Source organism: Hazenella coriacea, from assembly GCF_004341825.1.
Taxonomy (GTDB): domain Bacteria; phylum Bacillota; class Bacilli; order Thermoactinomycetales; family Thermoactinomycetaceae; genus Hazenella; species Hazenella coriacea.
The window spans coordinates 144051-161436 of the sequence record NZ_SMAG01000004.1 but is presented as its reverse complement, the minus strand read 5'-3'; the positions used below and the strand labels follow the sequence as shown (position 1 = coordinate 161436).

General features: G+C 40.9%; 20 protein-coding genes. All 20 read left to right on the top strand.

The window, feature by feature from the left end; all coding sequences use genetic code 11:
• Nucleotides 1–8 precede the first annotated feature (8 nt).
• The 20 genes from lepB to spoVT all read left to right on the top strand — a co-directional run bounded on the left by lepB (nucleotide 9) and on the right by spoVT (nucleotide 17216).
• Nucleotides 9–524 carry a signal peptidase I gene (gene lepB / locus EDD58_RS09615; RefSeq protein ID WP_243648694.1) on the top strand — a complete coding sequence of 172 codons (516 nt, stop codon included), beginning with the start codon at nucleotides 9–11 and terminating at the stop codon, nucleotides 522–524.
• Between the two features lie 33 nt (nucleotides 525–557).
• Nucleotides 558–1334 carry a TatD family hydrolase gene (locus EDD58_RS09610; protein WP_131924919.1) on the top strand — a complete coding sequence of 259 codons (777 nt, stop codon included), beginning with the start codon at nucleotides 558–560 and terminating at the stop codon, nucleotides 1332–1334.
• 126 nt (nucleotides 1335–1460) lie between these two features.
• Nucleotides 1461–2021 (top strand): ribonuclease M5, encoded by a 561-nt coding sequence (rnmV, locus tag EDD58_RS09605; RefSeq protein ID WP_131924916.1) that lies wholly within the window; start codon nucleotides 1461–1463, stop codon nucleotides 2019–2021.
• Nucleotides 2011–2883: a 16S rRNA (adenine(1518)-N(6)/adenine(1519)-N(6))-dimethyltransferase RsmA gene (gene rsmA, locus EDD58_RS09600; RefSeq protein WP_131924913.1), complete on the top strand. Its 873-nt coding sequence runs from the start codon at nucleotides 2011–2013 to the stop codon at nucleotides 2881–2883. Before rnmV ends, rsmA begins: the two co-directional genes overlap by 11 nt.
• A 56-nt stretch (nucleotides 2884–2939) precedes the next feature.
• Nucleotides 2940–3413 carry a ribonuclease H-like YkuK family protein gene (locus EDD58_RS09595; RefSeq protein WP_131924910.1) on the top strand — a complete coding sequence of 158 codons (474 nt, stop codon included), beginning with the start codon at nucleotides 2940–2942 and terminating at the stop codon, nucleotides 3411–3413.
• A 176-nt stretch (nucleotides 3414–3589) separates the two neighbouring features.
• Nucleotides 3590–3874, top strand: coding sequence for a biofilm formation stimulator Veg (veg, locus tag EDD58_RS09590; RefSeq protein ID WP_131924907.1), 285 nt, complete (start codon nucleotides 3590–3592; stop codon nucleotides 3872–3874).
• Between the two features lie 141 nt (nucleotides 3875–4015).
• Nucleotides 4016–4192: a small, acid-soluble spore protein, alpha/beta type gene (locus EDD58_RS09585; protein WP_131924904.1), complete on the top strand. Its 177-nt coding sequence runs from the start codon at nucleotides 4016–4018 to the stop codon at nucleotides 4190–4192.
• Nucleotides 4193–4378: 186 nt separating this feature from the next.
• Nucleotides 4379–5272: a 4-(cytidine 5'-diphospho)-2-C-methyl-D-erythritol kinase gene (gene ispE / locus EDD58_RS09580; protein ID WP_131925007.1), complete on the top strand. Its 894-nt coding sequence runs from the start codon at nucleotides 4379–4381 to the stop codon at nucleotides 5270–5272.
• 41 nt (nucleotides 5273–5313) lie between these two features.
• Nucleotides 5314–6147: a pur operon repressor gene (gene purR, locus EDD58_RS09575; RefSeq protein ID WP_131924901.1), complete on the top strand. Its 834-nt coding sequence runs from the start codon at nucleotides 5314–5316 to the stop codon at nucleotides 6145–6147.
• The gene (locus EDD58_RS09570; protein ID WP_131924899.1) at nucleotides 6144–6521 is read left to right on the top strand and encodes a RidA family protein; all 378 of its coding nucleotides are present in this window, start codon (nucleotides 6144–6146) and stop codon (nucleotides 6519–6521) included. Before purR ends, EDD58_RS09570 begins: the two co-directional genes overlap by 4 nt.
• Nucleotides 6522–6667: 146 nt before the next feature.
• Nucleotides 6668–6961 carry a septation regulator SpoVG gene (gene spoVG, locus EDD58_RS09565; RefSeq protein ID WP_131924896.1) on the top strand — a complete coding sequence of 98 codons (294 nt, stop codon included), beginning with the start codon at nucleotides 6668–6670 and terminating at the stop codon, nucleotides 6959–6961.
• Nucleotides 6962–7197: 236 nt separating this feature from the next.
• Nucleotides 7198–7545, top strand: coding sequence for a hypothetical protein (locus EDD58_RS09560; protein ID WP_131924893.1), 348 nt, complete (start codon nucleotides 7198–7200; stop codon nucleotides 7543–7545).
• A 278-nt stretch (nucleotides 7546–7823) separates the two neighbouring features.
• Entirely contained in the window at nucleotides 7824–9218 is a 1395-nt protein-coding gene (glmU, locus tag EDD58_RS09555; RefSeq protein WP_131924890.1) for a bifunctional UDP-N-acetylglucosamine diphosphorylase/glucosamine-1-phosphate N-acetyltransferase GlmU, read from the top strand.
• A gap of 21 nt (nucleotides 9219–9239) precedes the next feature.
• A complete protein-coding gene (locus EDD58_RS09550) occupies nucleotides 9240–10181 on the top strand; it encodes a ribose-phosphate diphosphokinase (RefSeq protein ID WP_131924887.1) in 942 nt (313 codons plus the stop codon).
• An 87-nt stretch (nucleotides 10182–10268) separates the two neighbouring features.
• On the top strand, nucleotides 10269–10874 hold the full coding sequence (locus EDD58_RS09545; RefSeq protein WP_131924884.1) for a 50S ribosomal protein L25/general stress protein Ctc: 606 nt from the start codon (nucleotides 10269–10271) through the stop codon (nucleotides 10872–10874).
• A 63-nt stretch (nucleotides 10875–10937) separates the two neighbouring features.
• The gene (pth, locus tag EDD58_RS09540) at nucleotides 10938–11498 is read left to right on the top strand and encodes an aminoacyl-tRNA hydrolase (RefSeq protein WP_131924881.1); all 561 of its coding nucleotides are present in this window, start codon (nucleotides 10938–10940) and stop codon (nucleotides 11496–11498) included.
• Between the two features lie 121 nt (nucleotides 11499–11619).
• Entirely contained in the window at nucleotides 11620–11850 is a 231-nt protein-coding gene (locus EDD58_RS09535) for an anti-sigma-F factor Fin family protein (RefSeq protein ID WP_131924878.1), read from the top strand.
• Nucleotides 11851–11968: 118 nt separating this feature from the next.
• On the top strand, nucleotides 11969–15514 hold the full coding sequence (mfd, locus tag EDD58_RS09530; RefSeq protein WP_131924875.1) for a transcription-repair coupling factor: 3546 nt from the start codon (nucleotides 11969–11971) through the stop codon (nucleotides 15512–15514).
• Nucleotides 15498–16517 carry a peptidylprolyl isomerase gene (locus EDD58_RS09525; RefSeq protein WP_165875913.1) on the top strand — a complete coding sequence of 340 codons (1020 nt, stop codon included), beginning with the start codon at nucleotides 15498–15500 and terminating at the stop codon, nucleotides 16515–16517. Before mfd ends, EDD58_RS09525 begins: the two co-directional genes overlap by 17 nt.
• Nucleotides 16518–16673: 156 nt before the next feature.
• Nucleotides 16674–17216 carry a stage V sporulation protein T gene (gene spoVT / locus EDD58_RS09520; protein ID WP_131924869.1) on the top strand — a complete coding sequence of 181 codons (543 nt, stop codon included), beginning with the start codon at nucleotides 16674–16676 and terminating at the stop codon, nucleotides 17214–17216.
• The last annotated feature ends 170 nt before the right edge of the window (nucleotides 17217–17386 follow it).

The window sequence follows — 17386 nt, the reverse complement described above, 5'->3', positions numbered from 1 at the left end:
CTCGCATGGTGGGGAAGAGGAGAATAGCTTTTGAGTGGCTTGTTTCTATTGTACTTGCACTCATCGTTGCTGTAATCACTCGCACTTTTTTTTATGCACCGTATGAGGTGTATGGACATTCCATGGAACCCACCCTTCATGGAAGTGAGTTGTTAATTGTTAATCAATGGATATATCGTGTTCATCCCCCAGAATATGGTGATATTATTGTTTTTCATACGGATCAAGAGATTGATTTTATTAAACGTGTCATTGGGTTACCGGGTGATAAGATCATGATAAAAAACGGAAAAGTATATCGCAATGGGGTATTATTAAAGGAATCTTATCTGAATGAGCAAATGGATGATGATCAATGGTTCTATCAGCTAGTTCCAACAGGAGAGATATTTGTCATGGGAGACAATCGTAATCACAGTTCAGATAGTCGTGTGATTGGAACGATTCCAATCAGTCAAATTGTTGGACGGGCAGATCTTATCCTGTTACCATTTGAGCGATTCCAGATGATTCCTTACGATTGATACAGGTGGCTTTTATGGGAGGGAAATCGAACAATGTTATTTGATAGTCATGCACACTTAAATGATGAACAATTTGCTGAAGATCGAGATGAAGTGATTCGAAGAGCCCATGAGGAGTTTGGGGTGTCGACGATTATAAACGTTGGATTTAATCGGAAAACGATTCTTTCAACTTTGGAGCTTGCCGATAAATATGACTTTATTTATGCTTCTGTGGGTTGGCATCCCAAAGATGCGAAAGATTGTACGGAAGAGGATCTGAATTGGATTCGTGAATTAACTAAACATCCGAAAGTGGTTGCGCTTGGGGAGATGGGATTGGATTATTACTGGGATACATCGCCAAAGGAAGTACAACAAGAAGTGTTCCGCAAACAGATCGCGATTGCGAAGGAGACTGGCTATCCGATCATCATCCATGACCGTGATGCCCATGAGGATGTTTTGCAGATCTTAAAAGAAGAGCATGCAGAGGAAGTTGGCGGTGTGATGCATTGCTTTAGTGGAGATCTGGATTTTATGAATGCATGCCTTGAGCTGGATTTTATGATTGGCTTGGGTGGTCCAGTTACATTTAAAAATGCTCATCTGCCAAAAGAAATCGCTGCCCAAGTTCCAGAAGATCGCCTCTTAGTGGAAACAGACTGTCCTTATCTTGCTCCTCACCCATATCGAGGAAAGAGAAATGAGACTGGTTATGTCCGTTTAGTTGCTGAGCAAATCTCCCAGATTCGGGGACTCTCTCTTGAAGAGCTTGCCCAATTGACTACTAATAATGCTAAGCGGTTATTTAAGATGGAAGGTATGTAATAACCCTACACTTAGGTGTTTGAATAATAGTAAAAAAAGGGAAAAATGATGAGAATGGGTGACAGTGATCGTTTTTGGTAATAATCATTTTTAAGTTTTTTCAAGAAAGAGGTATTTCTATTGTTTTTGACTAAAATTAAGGAGATCATAGTGGTAGAAGGACGAAATGATACAGTGGCCGTTCAACGTGCGGTGGATGCAGACACGATTGAGACCCGAGGGTCAGCCATTGGTGATCATGTGTTAGCAGAAATTCGTCGCGCTCAACAGAAACGGGGAGTCATTGTTTTTACAGATCCCGACCAAGCAGGAGAGCGAATCCGTCGGATCATATCTAAGGAGATCTCAGGTGTCAAGCATGCTTTTTTATCACAGAAGGAAGCACGTGGTAAACATAAGATTGGTGTAGAACATGCTTCACCTACCTCTATCATTCAAGCTCTTGCCCAGGTTCGATCTGAAAGTAAAGAAGAAGCTCCTCCACTTACTTGGGAGGATTATGTTGACTTAGGCTTTGTCGGTTCCCCTAATTCTGCAAGTTACCGTCAGCAAATCGCCGACGTGCTCCAGATTGGCTACGGAAATGCAAAACAGTTTTATCGCCGATTACATGTTTTACGAATTTCACAAGAAGAACTAATCAAGGCGATGGAGAAGGTCGGAAAGGAAACAGCTGATGAATCGTAAACCCATTTCACTACGTACCCGAGATATTTTAGCGCAATATGGGATTCAATTAAAAAAGAGCTTAGGACAAAATTTTCTCACCGACCCTCATGTGTTAGATAAAATTGTGGAAGCATCACAGTTAAACAAACGCGCAGGAGTGTTAGAGATTGGTCCAGGAATTGGCGCTTTGACAGAACGACTAGCAGAAGTAGCTTCTCAAGTGGTGGCAGTTGAACTGGATCAACGTTTAGTTCCAGTTCTCAAGCAACTGTTTCAAGAGCAAAGCCATGTAGAGATTATCCATGGTGATGCAACTACGATTGATCTTACAGAGATATTTGATCAATATTTTCAAGATGTTGATTCGATTCATGTAGTGGCAAATCTGCCTTACTATGTCACGTCTCCAATTATTATCCGTTTACTCGAAGCTCGTTTACCCTTAACTAATATTGTCATTATGATACAAAAAGAAGTGGCAGATCGCTTGGGAGCTAAACCAGGTACCAAAGATTATGGTTCACTGTCAGTGTTTGTTCAATATTTTGCTGAAGCCGAAACGGTGGCACGTGTTCCGAGTCATGTGTTCATTCCGCGTCCTCAAGTAGATTCTGCTGTAACAAGATTGACATTACGCCAACGACCCGCTGTTGATGTGCAAAATGAGGAGTTGTTTTTTAAGGTGGTACGAGCTGCCTTTGCACAGCGTAGAAAGACGTTATTAAACACGCTTCATGCCCGGTTACTTTCTTCATTTTCGAAAGAAGAAGTACAACAGTGGCTTGTAGAAGCAGGGATTGATCCTAAACGACGTGGTGAAACTTTAGACCTAGCTGAATTTGCTCAATTGACACAGGTGATCCAACAGAAAACCTATTAAAGAATAGGAAGCGACGCTTAGGAAAAGCATGACATCCTACCTTTGGAGGTACTTCCGTGATATTTTTTCATCCGCGAAAAGGTCAATGTAGCTTAGAAGAAGTGATGGCTCAAATTCAGTCCTATATCCATGAAGATCGAGAATCTGATTATAAAATTGTCATTGGAACCGATTCACAGACGCGTGATGCTGAGACGACCTTTGTAACTGCCATTATTATTCAGCGTATGGGAAAAGGGGCTATTTTCTTTTATACCAAGTATAGACATAAAGCGATGAAAGATTTGCGTTACCGGATTTACCGTGAAACGGAATATAGTTTGCAATGTGTTGAACTGATTAAGGAACAAGGATTTTTTAGCTTTTCTGTCGATGTTCCTATGGAAATTCATTTAGATGTTGGGCAACAAGGAGAAACCAGAAAGTTAATTCAAGAAGTAGTTGGCTGGGTAACTTCTGTAGGGTATACAGCTAAAATCAAACCAGAATCTTATGCAGCAAGTGCAGTTGCGGATCGTTTTACGAAATAATGATCCGCCAATTCCCATAAACTGAACTCATCATCAGTGGCAGCCAATATGTTACAGTCTAAAAAAATACGAAAGCTTTTCGTTGACAAGTGGTTTGTCTCACTGCTATAATATCTACATTTGACTTTTCGCACCCATTTGTAGTATAATCTTCTACAAGTGAGGTGGTCGTACAAATGGGCAAAAATGCGCTATCAGAGATTAAGCTAACCCTTGACGGTTACATCGGGCAGAAGATCCGTTTGAAAGCTAATAGCGGACGCCGCAAGACCATTGAACGAACGGGTATATTAGAAGAGACTTACCCATCCGTTTTCGTTGTGAAGTTAGATGAAGAACAACACGCGTTTAACCGTGTATCATACAGTTACGCGGATGTTTTAACTGAGTCGGTCGAGTTGACCATTTTCAATAGTGAAAATGAGCAAGTCCCCGTAAAATATGTAAAATCTCCGCAATAGATAGAACACACTCGTTGTGTTCTATTTTTTTGCTATTGTTGACTGGACAGAACCACCTAATTGAGTACATACGATTTCAATCTTAAGACCATACTAGAAGTGCCTTTTCAATTCTGCTTGAAAATTAAAGGAGGCGATTTTTTGGCACGTCGTGGTGGTGTCATGTCGGAATCCTTAAAAGTCGAGTTGGCCAAGGAACTGGGTTTTTACGATGTCGTCCAAAAAGAAGGTTGGGGCGGGATCAAAGCAAGAGATGCAGGAAACATGGTCAAGCGGGCAATCCAGTTGGCAGAAGAACGGATGGCTCAACGACAATAAAATATTCAAGCAAGAGTTGGGGTTGGAGGCTGAGAGGTGTTCTCTCAGCCTTTTTTAGATGTCATTGGAAGTAGTTTATTTATCTATGAAAATGATACAATAAGAAAAACACTCTGTTCGTTTCGTTCGGGGATAGGCGGTCATACACAACTAGAACCAGAGAAGGTGCAGATGGGAGGAAGAGTTTTGTACATATCAGAAAAAGCACCCGCAAAAATTAATTTAACATTAGATGCGTTACATAAACGAACGGACGGTTATCACGAGTTGGAAATGGTGATGACCACCATCGACTTAGCGGACCGAATCGATCTGATCGGTACAGAGTCCTCTTCGATTACCTTGGTAAGTAGTTCAGGATTAGTCCCTCAAGATGAGAGGAATTTGGCTTATCGAGCGGCTGCTCTACTCAGAGAAAAAACTGGGATTAAACGAGGCGTACAAATCTACATTGACAAAAAAATTCCTGTTGCTGCAGGATTAGCCGGAGGAAGCAGTGATGCAGCTGCTACTTTACGTGGGTTAAATCGCTTATGGAAACTAGGACTAAGCGATCAGGAGTTAGCAGATATGGGAGCTGAAATTGGATCAGATGTTCCTTTTTGTGTTTATTCTCATACGGCTTTGGCAAAAGGTAGAGGAGAATTGTTAACTCCAATCCCACCTCCACCCCCTTGTTGGGTTGTTTTAGCAAAGCCTACTCATGGAGTCTCCACTGCTGATGTTTTTCAACGCTTACGAGTCAATAAGATCCAAAAGCATCCCCAGACAGAAGCGATGATTCAGGCAGTAAAAGAGAGAGATTACGATCTGATGGTGCAGATGCTTGGGAATGTACTTGAACCTGTGACCATGGAAATGTACTCGGAAGTACGAAAGATAAAAGAAAAGATGATTCAATTCGGTGCAGATGGTGCTTTAATGTCTGGTAGTGGTCCAACCGTTTTTTGTCTAGTAAAGAGGGAATCACGAGCGAAAAGGATCGTTAATAGTTTACGGGGATTTTGTCAGCAAGTGTTTGCAGTCCGAATGCTGGGTGTGCGTAATGACAGTGTTCTTGATAAAACCCGGACAAAATGATATATTTCGGTCATGATATTCGGTTTTTTCGGAGGTACCCAATGGAAAAGTGGAAACGGAGTGCACGATTGGTTGATATGACGCAACAATTACTTTCCCAACCGTATCGCCTAGTTCCACTCACTACCTTTGCGGAAAGGTATCAATCCGCCAAATCATCGATCAGTGAAGATTTGGCTATTATCCATGAAGTGTTTAGTAGTGAGGGAAGTGGGCGACTGGAGACTGTGGCAGGAGCGGCTGGGGGAGTTCGGTACATCCCCCAAATGGATCTTGACCATGCTCGACAAGTACTTGATGAAATTTGTGAGCGATTAGCAAACCCTGAGCGGATTTTACCAGGTGGTTTTTTATACCTTTCGGATTTATTGGGAGAACCTTGGTTGTTGAGTCATATCGGGAAAATTTTTGCTACCGCTTTTGCTGGTAAAAAAATCGATGCCATCATGACCGTTGAAACAAAGGGGATTCCTTTGGCTTATGCGACGGCCCAATATCTTCAGGTGCCTGTAGTGATTGTTCGTTATGACTATCGGGTCACAGAAGGTTCTGTCGTCACGGTGAATACGGTTTCTGGGTCCAGTCGGCGGATGAAACAGCTTTCATTATCCAAACGAAGTCTTGAAGAGGGTTCTCATGTGCTAATCATCGATGATTTTATGAAAGCTGGGGGAACGGTTAGAGGTATGATCGATTTGCTTGCTGAATTTAAAGCGAAAGTGGTTGGAGTGGGTGTGATGGTCGAAACACCTGCGGAAGAACAACTCATAGACGGATTTGTCTCTCTCACTCAAGTGACGGAAGTGGATGTCAAAAAAAGGGAGATTTCTGTGGGTTTGGGAAATCTATTTATGGAAAAGGAGGAGCGATCTTGAAAAGAATTGAAACAAAACATGCACCAGAAGCAATCGGACCTTATTCTCAAGCGATTCAGATGGGTGAATGGATTTTTACTTCGGGGCAAATTCCTTTAACTCCAGAGGGTGAGTTAGTCGAACCAGATATTGAAAAACAAGCCCATCAGACTTTCAGAAATGTTGAAGCGGTCTTAGAGGCAGCTGGATGCCAGTTGAAGGATGTTGTCAAAACAACGCTCTTTGTTAAAGACTTAGGACATTTTGAGCAAATCAATGCCATATATGGAAAGTATTTTTCCGAACACAAGCCTGCACGCTCATGTGTAGAAGTATCCCGTTTACCCAAAGATGTTCTGATTGAGATGGAAGTGATCGCACGGGTTAACAAATAACTTAAATCAGGCAAAAGTTTTTTATGGATTGGAAATTGTATGGGTCGAAACAAAATTCCAATAAACCCCTAATTATAGGAGGAATTGGTTTCATCGCTCTCGAATACTTATTTCAAGTCATCTTTGGAAATAGGTGGTGTAACCAGTTGGAAATTACAGATGTTCGACTTCGTAAGGTGAATCGTGAAGGTCGCATGCGCGCAATTGCCTCGATAACCATTGATAGTGAATTTGTAGTCCATGATATTCGAGTGATTGATGGGAATAACGGCATGTTTGTTGCTATGCCAAGTAAGCGTACTCCTGATGGGGACTTTCGAGATATTGCTCATCCGATTTCTCCAGGAAGCCGGCAAAAGATCGAATCAGCTGTTTTGGAAGAGTATCGGAAAACGGATGAGAATGAAAGCTCAGAACGAGCCATCTCGATGGATGCTTAATGGATAGAAAGGTGATCATCAAGTCACCAATTTAGTAAGTGTTGATTTTACATAGGGCATGTTTGGTATATAGCTCTAGTCATTGGACTGGAGCTATATACCAAACATGCCCTGTTATTCAATATTAAACCATCTGTAATAAAGGGAGCACAAAAAGAAGGTTTTGCAGTAATTAATAATCTTGAGGACCTATTAGAGTTTATTGAGAAATAGAAGGAAAAGTGAGGGTTTTAGGTATGCATTCAATTATATTAATTGGGGATGAGAATTTTGGTATTGAATCGGTTACTCAAGTTTCCCATGCTGGAAATGTGAAAGGATATATGCTAAATAAGACGAGGTATGTGGTTGAGTTTGAAGATGGGCATATTTACTATGATTTTATAGCTGACATAATTGACGAGTACGATGAAGAAGAGTTACTTCAGATTCCTTTTGCGTCCCCCCATTTTATTACAATGACATATACCTCTGAAACATTAATGATGAGAACTCTGCTACAAAATGATTTCTTAAGAGGGATCTACATAGATAACGATCATGGGATGATTATTCCCATAGAAGAATTTATTAAGCATCAATAGTGTCGATTTATCACAAGTTAGGAGTCGATCCTTCTCTTCTTGGTAAGATGCAAACTTATGGAAGGTGAAAATCGAGCCGCCGACGTTCTAGAAGGTTGGTAATCATTATATCCACCACTGATTTTGTCTTAGTATAAAGACCATTTATAGTAAATATGATCTCTATACAACTAGAGGTCTTTTTTTATGCGATAATCAAAGGAGCTTCGGTTGCAATCCTACATACTTTGGGATATATTCGAAAAGGAAGTTTGCGAGGAAACGGAGGCACTTCAACTATGCAACATCTGTATGCGGTGATTCTAGCAGCAGGAAAAGGAACGAGAATGAAGTCTAAAAAACATAAGGTTCTTCATCCTGTATGCGGGAAACCAATGATCGATCATATTGTCGGGGTACTTCAGGAGATTGAAACTACTAAAACAGTGATGGTTGTTGGTCATTTGGCAGAGAGTATCAAAGAGCATCTTGGAGATCAAGTTTCTTTTGTTGAGCAAACCGAACAATTAGGGACTGCCCATGCAGTCATGCAAGCGTCACCTGTACTCGAAGAAGAAGAGGGAATCACACTAGTCTTAAATGGGGATCACCCACTATTTACAGGGGAAACGCTTACAAAATTAGTAGCAGAGCATCTAAAAACGGAAGCAGCAGCCACTGTTTTAACTGCTCGGTTTGATGATCCTACAGGGTATGGTCGAGTTGTGCGTAACGATGAGGGTGGCGTAGACCGCATTGTTGAACATAAAGATGCGACCGAGGAAGAGCGTTTGATTCAGGAAGTAAGCACAGGGACATTTTGCTTTGATAATCAAAAACTTTTCGAAGCGTTACGTTTGGTTAATAATGATAATGTCCAAGGTGAATATTATTTACCCGATGTCCTTTCTATTTTAAATAGTCAAGGAGAACGGATTAGTGCAGAAGTCATCTCTGATCCCAATGAGGCCATGGGGGTCAATGATCGTATTCAACTAGCAGAAGCAGAATCATATATGAGACAGCACATCTTGCGTAGGCATATGATCAATGGTGTGACGATTATAGACCCTTCCAATACCTATATTGAAGCCGATGTCCAAATAGGATCTGATACAGTCATACACCCTGGTACTTTTTTACGTGGACAGACGATCATTGGTGAAGGTTGCCAGATCGGTCCTCAAGCTGACTTCACAGATGTACGTATTGAAGATGATGTCAAAGTTAAATATACCGTTATAGAGAAAAGTCAACTTGACTCTCAAGTAAAAGTCGGTCCTTATGTCTATATTCGTCCACATACACATCTTTCTGAACAAGTGAAAATTGGTTGCTTTATTGATCTAAAAAAAGCTGATATTGGTAAAGGATCAAAAGTATCACATCTCGCTTATGTAGGAGATGCTGAAGTTGGCGAACATGTAAATATTGGTTGTGGTGCAGTAACTGTTAACTATGATGGTAAAAATAAACATAAAACAGTGATTGAAGATCATGCTTTTGTGGGATGTAATGTGAACCTAGTTGCACCTGTTAAAGTTGAGAAGTCAGCCTATATCGCAACAGGTTCAACCATTACGGATGATGTTCCTGCTGATGCTTTTGCGATTGCAAGAGAACGTCAAACCACAAAACCTGATTACGTACCTAAGTTAATGGCTAAATTTGAAGATAGTTCTAAGTCTGAATAACACTGGAGGCGCATTGTTCCCATGTCACGTACCCGATTACAAGTTTTTAGCTGTAATTCAAATCCAACACTAGCCGAGAGTATTTGTGAGCATATCGGGATCCCTCTGGGTGATGCTCAAGTAGGAAAGTTTAGTGATGGAGAAATACATGTTAAATTAAATGAGAGTGTTCGTGGTTCCGATGTTTACGTGATCCAGTCTACCTGTGATCCTGTAAACCAACATCTGATGGAACTTCTTGTGATGGTGGATGCCCTAAAAAGAGCATCAGCCGGAACAATTAATGTCGTGATCCCTTACTATGGTTATGCTCGTCAAGACCGTAAAACTCGTGCTCGCGATCCGATCACAGCTAAGCTTGTAGCCAATCTAATTGAAACAGCAGGAGCGCATCGAATTATTACCATGGATTTACATGCTACACAAATCCAAGGCTTTTTTAACATTCCTGTCGATCACTTGGTGGGAGTTCCTATTTTAGGTGAATATTTCCGCGAAAAAGGGCTTAAAGATGTGGTCGTGGTTTCTCCAGATCATGGTGGCGTGATTCGTGCTCGTCGCCTTGCAGAGCGCTTGGAAGCTCCAATCGCTATCATTGATAAACGGAGACCTGAACCAAACGTAGCGGAAGTGATGAGCATCGTAGGTGATGTGGAAGGGAAAACAGCCATCATTATCGACGATATTATTGATACTGCTGGAACGATAACTTTAGCAGCCAATGCCTTAATTGAACATGGTGCAAAAGAAGTATACACCTGTTGTACACATCCGGTCTTATCGGGACCAGCTATAGACCGAATTCGTGATTCTAATATTACCGAAATGGTTGTAACAGATACGATTCCATTACCCAAAAGCAAGCAGCTTGATAAAACGAAAATCCTCTCTGTAGCTCCACTGATTGGGGAAGCGATTATTCGAGTTCATAATGAACAATCTGTAAGTAAACTATTTGATTAAAAGTTTGTTCATAGGTTTGTATGTTTGAATCCCCTTGAAATAGGATATAACCCATATTAGGTGGTTAGAGAAAGGGGATTTTAAACTATGTCTGTCACCATTAAAGCAGAAAAACGAACAAATTTAACCCGAGGAGAACTACAAAAGCTCCGTAACACTGGAAGAGTACCTGCTATTGTTTATGGAAAAGGAAAAGAATCTGCATCTCTTCAATTAGAAGAAAATGAGGTTCGTAAGGTCTTATCACATTTGACTGGTCTCGTTGAGTTGAACATAAACGGAAAGAATCACCATGTAATTGTTAGAGACGTACAAAGAGATCCATTGAAATCAAGTATTATTCATGTTGATTTTCAAGAAGTACAGTTAAACCAACCGATCGATGCTGAAGTACCTGTGGTTCTTGTCGGAGAAGCAGAAGCTGTGGGTGTAAAAGCAGGTGGAATTTTACAACAGCCCGTTCGTGAGATGATGGTTCGAGGTCTCCCTAATGAGCTTCCTGAAGAGATCACGGTTGATATTCGTTCATTTGAGGTTGGAGATACACTTTTATTAGCAGATATCTCATTACCTAAAGGGCTTGAGTTACTTACTGATCCACAAACGGTTGTTGCTTCGATCGTTCCACCTCAAGCTGAAGAACCAGCTGAAGAGGTTACGGCTGAAGCAGGAGAACCTAAAAAAGAAGAATAAAAAATCTTATCATAAGGCGCAACCCCGTTGTTGCGTCTTTTTCTTCGTAGATTGGAGGCTACTATGAAGGTAATCGTAGGATTAGGGAATCCAGGAATGAAGTACGCATTGACTCGCCATAACGTAGGTTTTTGGGTGATTGACCTGTTAAGTCAACACTGGGGAATCTCTATTTCGAAAGAAAAATGGAAAGCAGAAGTGGGAGAAGGTGTGGTCAATGGTGAAAAAGTAATATTGATCAAACCACTCACTTACATGAACTTATCAGGAGAATCGGTTCGCCCTGCGATGGATTGGCTGAAAGCTGACCTGGATGATTTATGTGTTATTTATGATGATTTGGATATGCCACCAGGTAAAATTCGCCTTCGCTTAAAGGGAAGCTCAGGGGGTCACAATGGGATGAAGTCGATCATCCAGCATTTGGGCACGGATCAATTTAAGCGATTAAAAGTTGGGATTGGACGTCCAACGGGGCGTATCCCTGTACCCGATTATGTGTTATCTCATTTTAACCAGGATGAGAGAATTACCATCGATGATGCAGTGGATCGATCTGCAAAAGCCATGGATCGTTGGCTGGACTCTACTTTTTTGGAAGTGATGAATGTATACAATGCTTAATTGATGACTTGAAAAACTGATTTACAATGATTTTTTCTACCACTTGATCGCCTTCGATAGGAATGTTTTTCTTCGTTCTGGTGATACTAGGAACGAATATTTTTTATTAGGGGGCATCAAGATGGCGATTGAGTATGTCTGTCGCTACTGTCATGCAACGGTGGGAAAACTGGAATCAAGTGATCTGACAGAGTCACAATTAGGCTTTGATCAGTTGACCCCAGAGGAACGGAAAGATATAATAACCATTGATACGAATGGAAATCAGCGAGTTCGAATTGTGTGTGAGTCATGTCAAGAAGTACTTGAAAGAACTCCTGAACTATCTTTACAGCCTTATTTATTTCATTGATCATAAGGAATCATTCCGTTTTTTTCTGACTATACGGAAAACGGCCTTGGCTGTTGGAAGCTAAGGCTTCTTTTATATGGGTAGATGAAAATAAAGAGGCGCAGAGGAGGAACAACTATTGGGACCGTTGATTCATATATTAAAACAGGATCGTGATTTTCAGTCAACGGTGGTCGGACTTCAACAAAAATTAAAAGAACAGTTAGTTGCGGGATTAACAGGTACAGCGAGGATGTTGTATATAGCTGCCTTAGTAGAGGAAACAGAGCGCCCCATCTTATTGGTTACTCATAACCTCAATCAAGCGCAAAAAGCAGCTGAGGATTTACAAGAGTTATTACCAAAGGAAAATGTTCTTCTTTATCCCGCTAATGAGCTGGTCACCACAGAGATTGCATTGGCAGGGCAAGAAACCTTGGGAGAACGAGTTGATGTATTATCACGGTTATCCCAAGGGTTTTCTGGTGTGCTAATTGTTCCATTTGCAGGACTTAGAAAACTATTTCCTCCAAAAAAAATAGTAGCAAATAGCCATCTCCATCTAACTGTGGGAGAAGTCGCACCGATTGAAGAGGTTGCTGAACGGTTAGTCAAAATTGGATATCAACGGGTTGATTTAGTAGAAAAAACAGGTGAATTTAGTATTCGTGGAGGAATTGCGGATGTTTACCCTCCAGCTTTTTCTCAACCGATCCGGGTCGAATGGTTTGATGATGAGGTCGATTCGATTCGCCCCTTTTCTGTCTCGGATCAACGCTCCATTGCCAAATGGCAACAAGCGGTCATTCCTCCTGCACAGGAGTTATTTGCTGATGACAAACTTCTATATGATGCAGGAGAACGTGTAGAGAAGTTATTAGAAGAACGACTTCGTACAGTCAAGGATCCTGCATTAAAACAAAAGCTAACAGAAGCGATCAGTTGGGATATTGAACAGTTAAAGACAGGTGTATTATTTACCGGAATCTATAAGTATATTTCCCAGATTTACCCCGATTGTGAGAGCTTACTTGATTATATGCCAAAAAATTCGATCCTTATTTTAGATGAGCCAACCCGAATTGCGGAGAGTGCAAAACAAATGGAGAAAGAGGAAGGGGAGTGGCAAACCGCTCTCTTACAACAGGGAGAGTTTTTACCTCAACTACAAATTTCTCTTTCCTATGACGATGTCGTGATCAAAAAAGAACATCAACGAATTTATCTTTCCCTTTTTATGAGGCAGATTCCTGGAATCCAACCACAGAATATTATTCAAATGATTTGTCGAGGAATGCAACAGTTTCATGGGCAGATGCATGTTCTTAAAGCGGAGTGGGACCGTTGGAATAAGTCGAACATGAGGGTTGTTTTTGTTGCGAGTAGTGAAGAACGACTGGAAAGGCTAGAACGGGTTCTTGCTGATTATGAGATGGAAGTGACTCGTGACTCTTCTCATCAGCCACCATTGCCAGGCCATCCTGTCATTCGAGTAGGGATGCTGCAAAATGGTTTTGAAATGGCAGGGGTTCGCTTAGTTGTAGTGACAGAGGGAGAAGTTTTCACACAAAAACAACGTCGGACTCGTCGTCATGTTAAAATGGATCATGCAGAAAAAATTAAAGATTATCAAGAGTTAAAGCCAGGTGACTATGTCGTTCATGTCAACCATGGAATTGGAAGATATGCAGGGATTGAAACACTGAATGTAGGAGGCATGCATAAAGATTATCTTCATGTTCAATATGCGGGCAATGATAAACTTTATGTTCCTGTCGAACAGATTGACCAAGTTCAGAAGTATGTGGGTAGCGAAGAGAAGCTTCCTAAGGTATATAGCTTGGGTGGAAGTGAATGGAGTAAGGTAAAGAATAAGGTTCGCTCATCCGTTCAAGACATTGCTCAAGATTTGATCGAGTTATATGCTCGAAGACAAGAGGCCAAGGGATATAGTTTTTCTAAAGATACTCCCTATCAAAAAGAATTCGAAACCTTATTTCCTTATGAGGAAACACCTGATCAATTGAGATCGATTGATGAGATTAAAATAGATATGGAACGCTCTCAACCGATGGATCGTTTACTCTGTGGAGATGTGGGTTATGGAAAGACGGAAGTGGCGATTCGTGCTGCGTTTAAAGCAACCATGGAAGGCAAGCAAGTAGCTGTACTTGTACCGACTACGATTTTGGCTCAACAACATTACGAGACTTTTAGAGAGCGTTTTTCCGAATATCCGGTACAGATCCAAGTGCTAAGTAGATTCCGCTCTCGTAAGGAGATTAAAGAGACGACTGAAGGGCTTAAGAACGGTACTGTTGATATTGTGATCGGAACTCATCGTCTTTTATCTAAAGATATTGTTTATAAAGACCTTGGATTGTTAATTATTGATGAAGAGCAGCGTTTTGGTGTCAAACATAAAGAGAAAATTAAACAGATTAAACATAATATTGATGTTCTTACTCTTTCGGCGACTCCGATTCCCCGTACCTTGCACATGGCGATGATGGGGGTCAGAGATTTGTCAGTGATTGAAACACCACCTGAAAATCGCTTTCCAGTACAGACCTATGTCTTGGAATATTCGGCCGCACTGGTTCGTGAAGCTGTAGAACGAGAAATGGCTCGCGGTGGTCAAGTATATTTCTTATACAACCAAGTTCATAACATTGATCAGATGGCGGATCAGATTCGAATGCTGGTGCCTGATGCGAAAGTAGCTGTGGCACATGGACAAATGGCAGAGGCTGAACTAGAGAAAGTGATGTTAGATTTTCTCGATGGGGAGTATGATGTATTAGTCAGCACGACGATTATTGAAACAGGTGTAGATATTCCCAACGTGAATACTTTAATTATTTATGATGCTGATAAAATGGGCTTATCCCAATTGTATCAGTTACGGGGACGAGTAGGACGCTCCAACCGGATTGCGTATGCTTATTTTACCTACCAACGGGATAAAGTGTTGTCAGAGACTGCTGAAAAGCGTTTACAAGCGATCAAAGAATTTACTGAATTAGGATCTGGGTTTAAAATCGCGATGCGTGACTTGTCGATTCGTGGTGCGGGGAATCTGTTAGGAGCTGAACAACATGGACACATTGCTACCGTTGGATTTGAACTATATAGTCAAATGTTGAAAGAAGCTGTTGCAGAGTTACAAGGGAAAGTGGAGCATGAACAGCAAGCAGAACCACAGATAGAACTAAATGTAGATGCTTATCTACCTTCAGAATACATTCAAGATGAGAAGCAAAAGATTGAATTATATAAGAAGATTCGTGCTGTTTCTACACTCCAAGAAGCTCGAGATCTAGAGGAAGAGATTGAAGATCGTTTTGGTGATTTACCAGAGCCTGTTCAAACGTTGTTGCGTGTCTCGAGAATTAAAGCTTATGCAGTGAACTACAATATTGAAGTGGTTGAGCAAAAAGGTAGTGAGATTAGTATGAAATTGTCTCCTGATCAGAATGATCAGATTGATGGTCAGGCATTATTTCAGCTTGTCAATCAATATCCAGGTCGAATTCGTCTTTCGTCCGGTCAGCGAGTCGGGATCACATTTAAAACAAAAGGCTTGAAACCGGAAGCTGCACTAGCGATGGTAGAGCAATTTTTGGTAAAATATGAAACGGTTCCAAAACGGAAAGGGGCAATTCAAAATGCGGCATTGGAGTAGAAGAAGGATTTTGGCTGGACTTTTATCAGCGGTTCTAGTCGGTTCTATGTTATTAACAGGTTGTAGTACTGATGAGAAAGAAGATATAAAAAATCAACAAGGTCAAGAAGACTCAGGTGAATTTAAGCCCTTAAGTACAACGAGTAAAAAAGTTGTGGCCAAGTATCAAGGAGGACAGATCACTGAAGGTGAGCTGAACCGTTACATCAATATTTTTAGTTTCTTTTCTCCACAGATTGGTATGATGTTGACAGCCTCAGAGATGAGTGAACAGGTAAGTGAAATTAAAGAACAATTGTCTAAAGAATACGCAGGTCAGCTATACATCTCAAGTAAAATGAAAGACGAAGAAACTTATTTTAAAAAAGCTGATGAGACTTTAAAAGAACTTGATGAAGAATTTAAAACGGCTGCTACACAAGACCCCAAAGGTCCGAAATCAGTAGATGAAGCAATTAAAGGTAAAGGTTTCAATAAAGAGGAATTACGCAAATTTATTGCACGCGACTTTCAACTTCGTGCTTATTATGATGAACAGTTTAAAAAGGAACAATATGATGCAGTGAAGGTGGATCATATCTTAATTGCCTTGGAAAATGCACAAACGAAAGAGCCACTCCGTACCGATGCTGAAGCTAAGAAACGTGCAGAAGAAGTGAAGAAAAAATTGGATGCAGGTGGCGATTTTGCTAAGTTGGCAAAGGAATACTCCGATGATCCTGGAAGTAAAGACCAAGGTGGAAAAATTGAAGGGGCTGCTGATCAGTTTGTTCCAGAGTTTGCACAAGCTGCTAAAACTTTGCCTTTGAATCAAGTGAGTGGTTTAGTTAAAACGGATTATGGTTATCATATTTTGAAAGTGATCGAACGGAAGAAAGAGAGTGTAACACAAGCTCCTGATGAATATAAAGGTAAAAAGAGCCAGGATATTTTTATGGAGATTTTGGACAAGGAAGTTCATTATGAATCCTTTATGCCAAAACCAGAACCGGCCAAAAAATAAGTATTGTAAGCAGGGCGATTCCAGCCTTGCTTTTTTTTATACCTATCACTGTCGAATAATAAATTGGAAGCAGAACAATACTATGGGCGTTAGGACAATAAGAACCAAGGGTCTGATTGGAAATAATCTTACTATGAAAGAGAGGCAGTGCCATTTATGAAAGCAACCGGCATCGTTCGTCGGATCGACGATCTCGGGCGTGTCGTCATACCTAAGGAAATTCGCCGGACGCTTCGCATCCGGGAGGGGGATCCTTTAGAGATCTTTGTCGATCGTGATGGAGAAGTGATCTTGAAAAAATACTCTCCCATCGGTGAATTAGGGGATTTTGCGCAAGAGTTTGCAGAAGCACTTTATGAAAATATCCAACATATTACACTCATCTGCGATCGTGATAGTGTGATTGCAGTGGCAGGAGCTTCAAAAAGAGAGTACTTAGAAAAGTCGATTAGTGATCTCGTAGAGTCATGCATGGAACAAAGAAGAACGCATACTGAATTTTCCTTGATAAGCGCTGAAATCATTAAAGGATTCCCTGAAGAGTATCAATCCTACATTATCGTACCTATTAATGCAGGAGGAGACCCGATCGGAGCTGTCATCCTTTTATCCAAAAAAGATGGACAGCGAATGGGAGAAGTAGAGACGAAATTAGCAGGTACGGCTGCAGCCTTTCTAGGAAAACAAATGGAACAGTAGCCATCTATGATTACGTCCTCACAACACAAGCAGGTTCTGAGTGAATCTTATCCACATTAGAACCTGCTTGAATTATATCATCTCATAATCACTATGCAGGCATTGCCTGCTTTTTCTTTGCCAACCTCTTGCACTTTTGTATAATGAAAATCAGTGCATTGTGTTGGAAA

Bases quoted from the DNA above. Each gene is read 5' to 3' on its own strand.
- EDD58_RS09610 (WP_131924919.1), top strand. From the start codon at position 558: ATGTTATTTGATAGTCATGCACACTTAAATGATGAACAATTTGCTGAA.
- rsmA (WP_131924913.1), top strand. From the start codon at position 2,011: ATGAATCGTAAACCCATTTCACTACGTACCCGAGATATTTTAGCGCAA.
- veg (WP_131924907.1), top strand. From the start codon at position 3,590: ATGGGCAAAAATGCGCTATCAGAGATTAAGCTAACCCTTGACGGTTAC.
- purR (WP_131924901.1), top strand. From the start codon at position 5,314: ATGGAAAAGTGGAAACGGAGTGCACGATTGGTTGATATGACGCAACAA.
- EDD58_RS09560 (WP_131924893.1), top strand. From the start codon at position 7,198: ATGCATTCAATTATATTAATTGGGGATGAGAATTTTGGTATTGAATCG.
- glmU (WP_131924890.1), top strand. From the start codon at position 7,824: ATGCAACATCTGTATGCGGTGATTCTAGCAGCAGGAAAAGGAACGAGA.
- EDD58_RS09550 (WP_131924887.1), top strand. From the start codon at position 9,240: ATGTCACGTACCCGATTACAAGTTTTTAGCTGTAATTCAAATCCAACA.
- EDD58_RS09545 (WP_131924884.1), top strand. From the start codon at position 10,269: ATGTCTGTCACCATTAAAGCAGAAAAACGAACAAATTTAACCCGAGGA.
- pth (WP_131924881.1), top strand. From the start codon at position 10,938: ATGAAGGTAATCGTAGGATTAGGGAATCCAGGAATGAAGTACGCATTG.
- EDD58_RS09535 (WP_131924878.1), top strand. From the start codon at position 11,620: ATGGCGATTGAGTATGTCTGTCGCTACTGTCATGCAACGGTGGGAAAA.
- EDD58_RS09525 (WP_165875913.1), top strand. From the start codon at position 15,498: ATGCGGCATTGGAGTAGAAGAAGGATTTTGGCTGGACTTTTATCAGCG.
- spoVT (WP_131924869.1), top strand. From the start codon at position 16,674: ATGAAAGCAACCGGCATCGTTCGTCGGATCGACGATCTCGGGCGTGTC.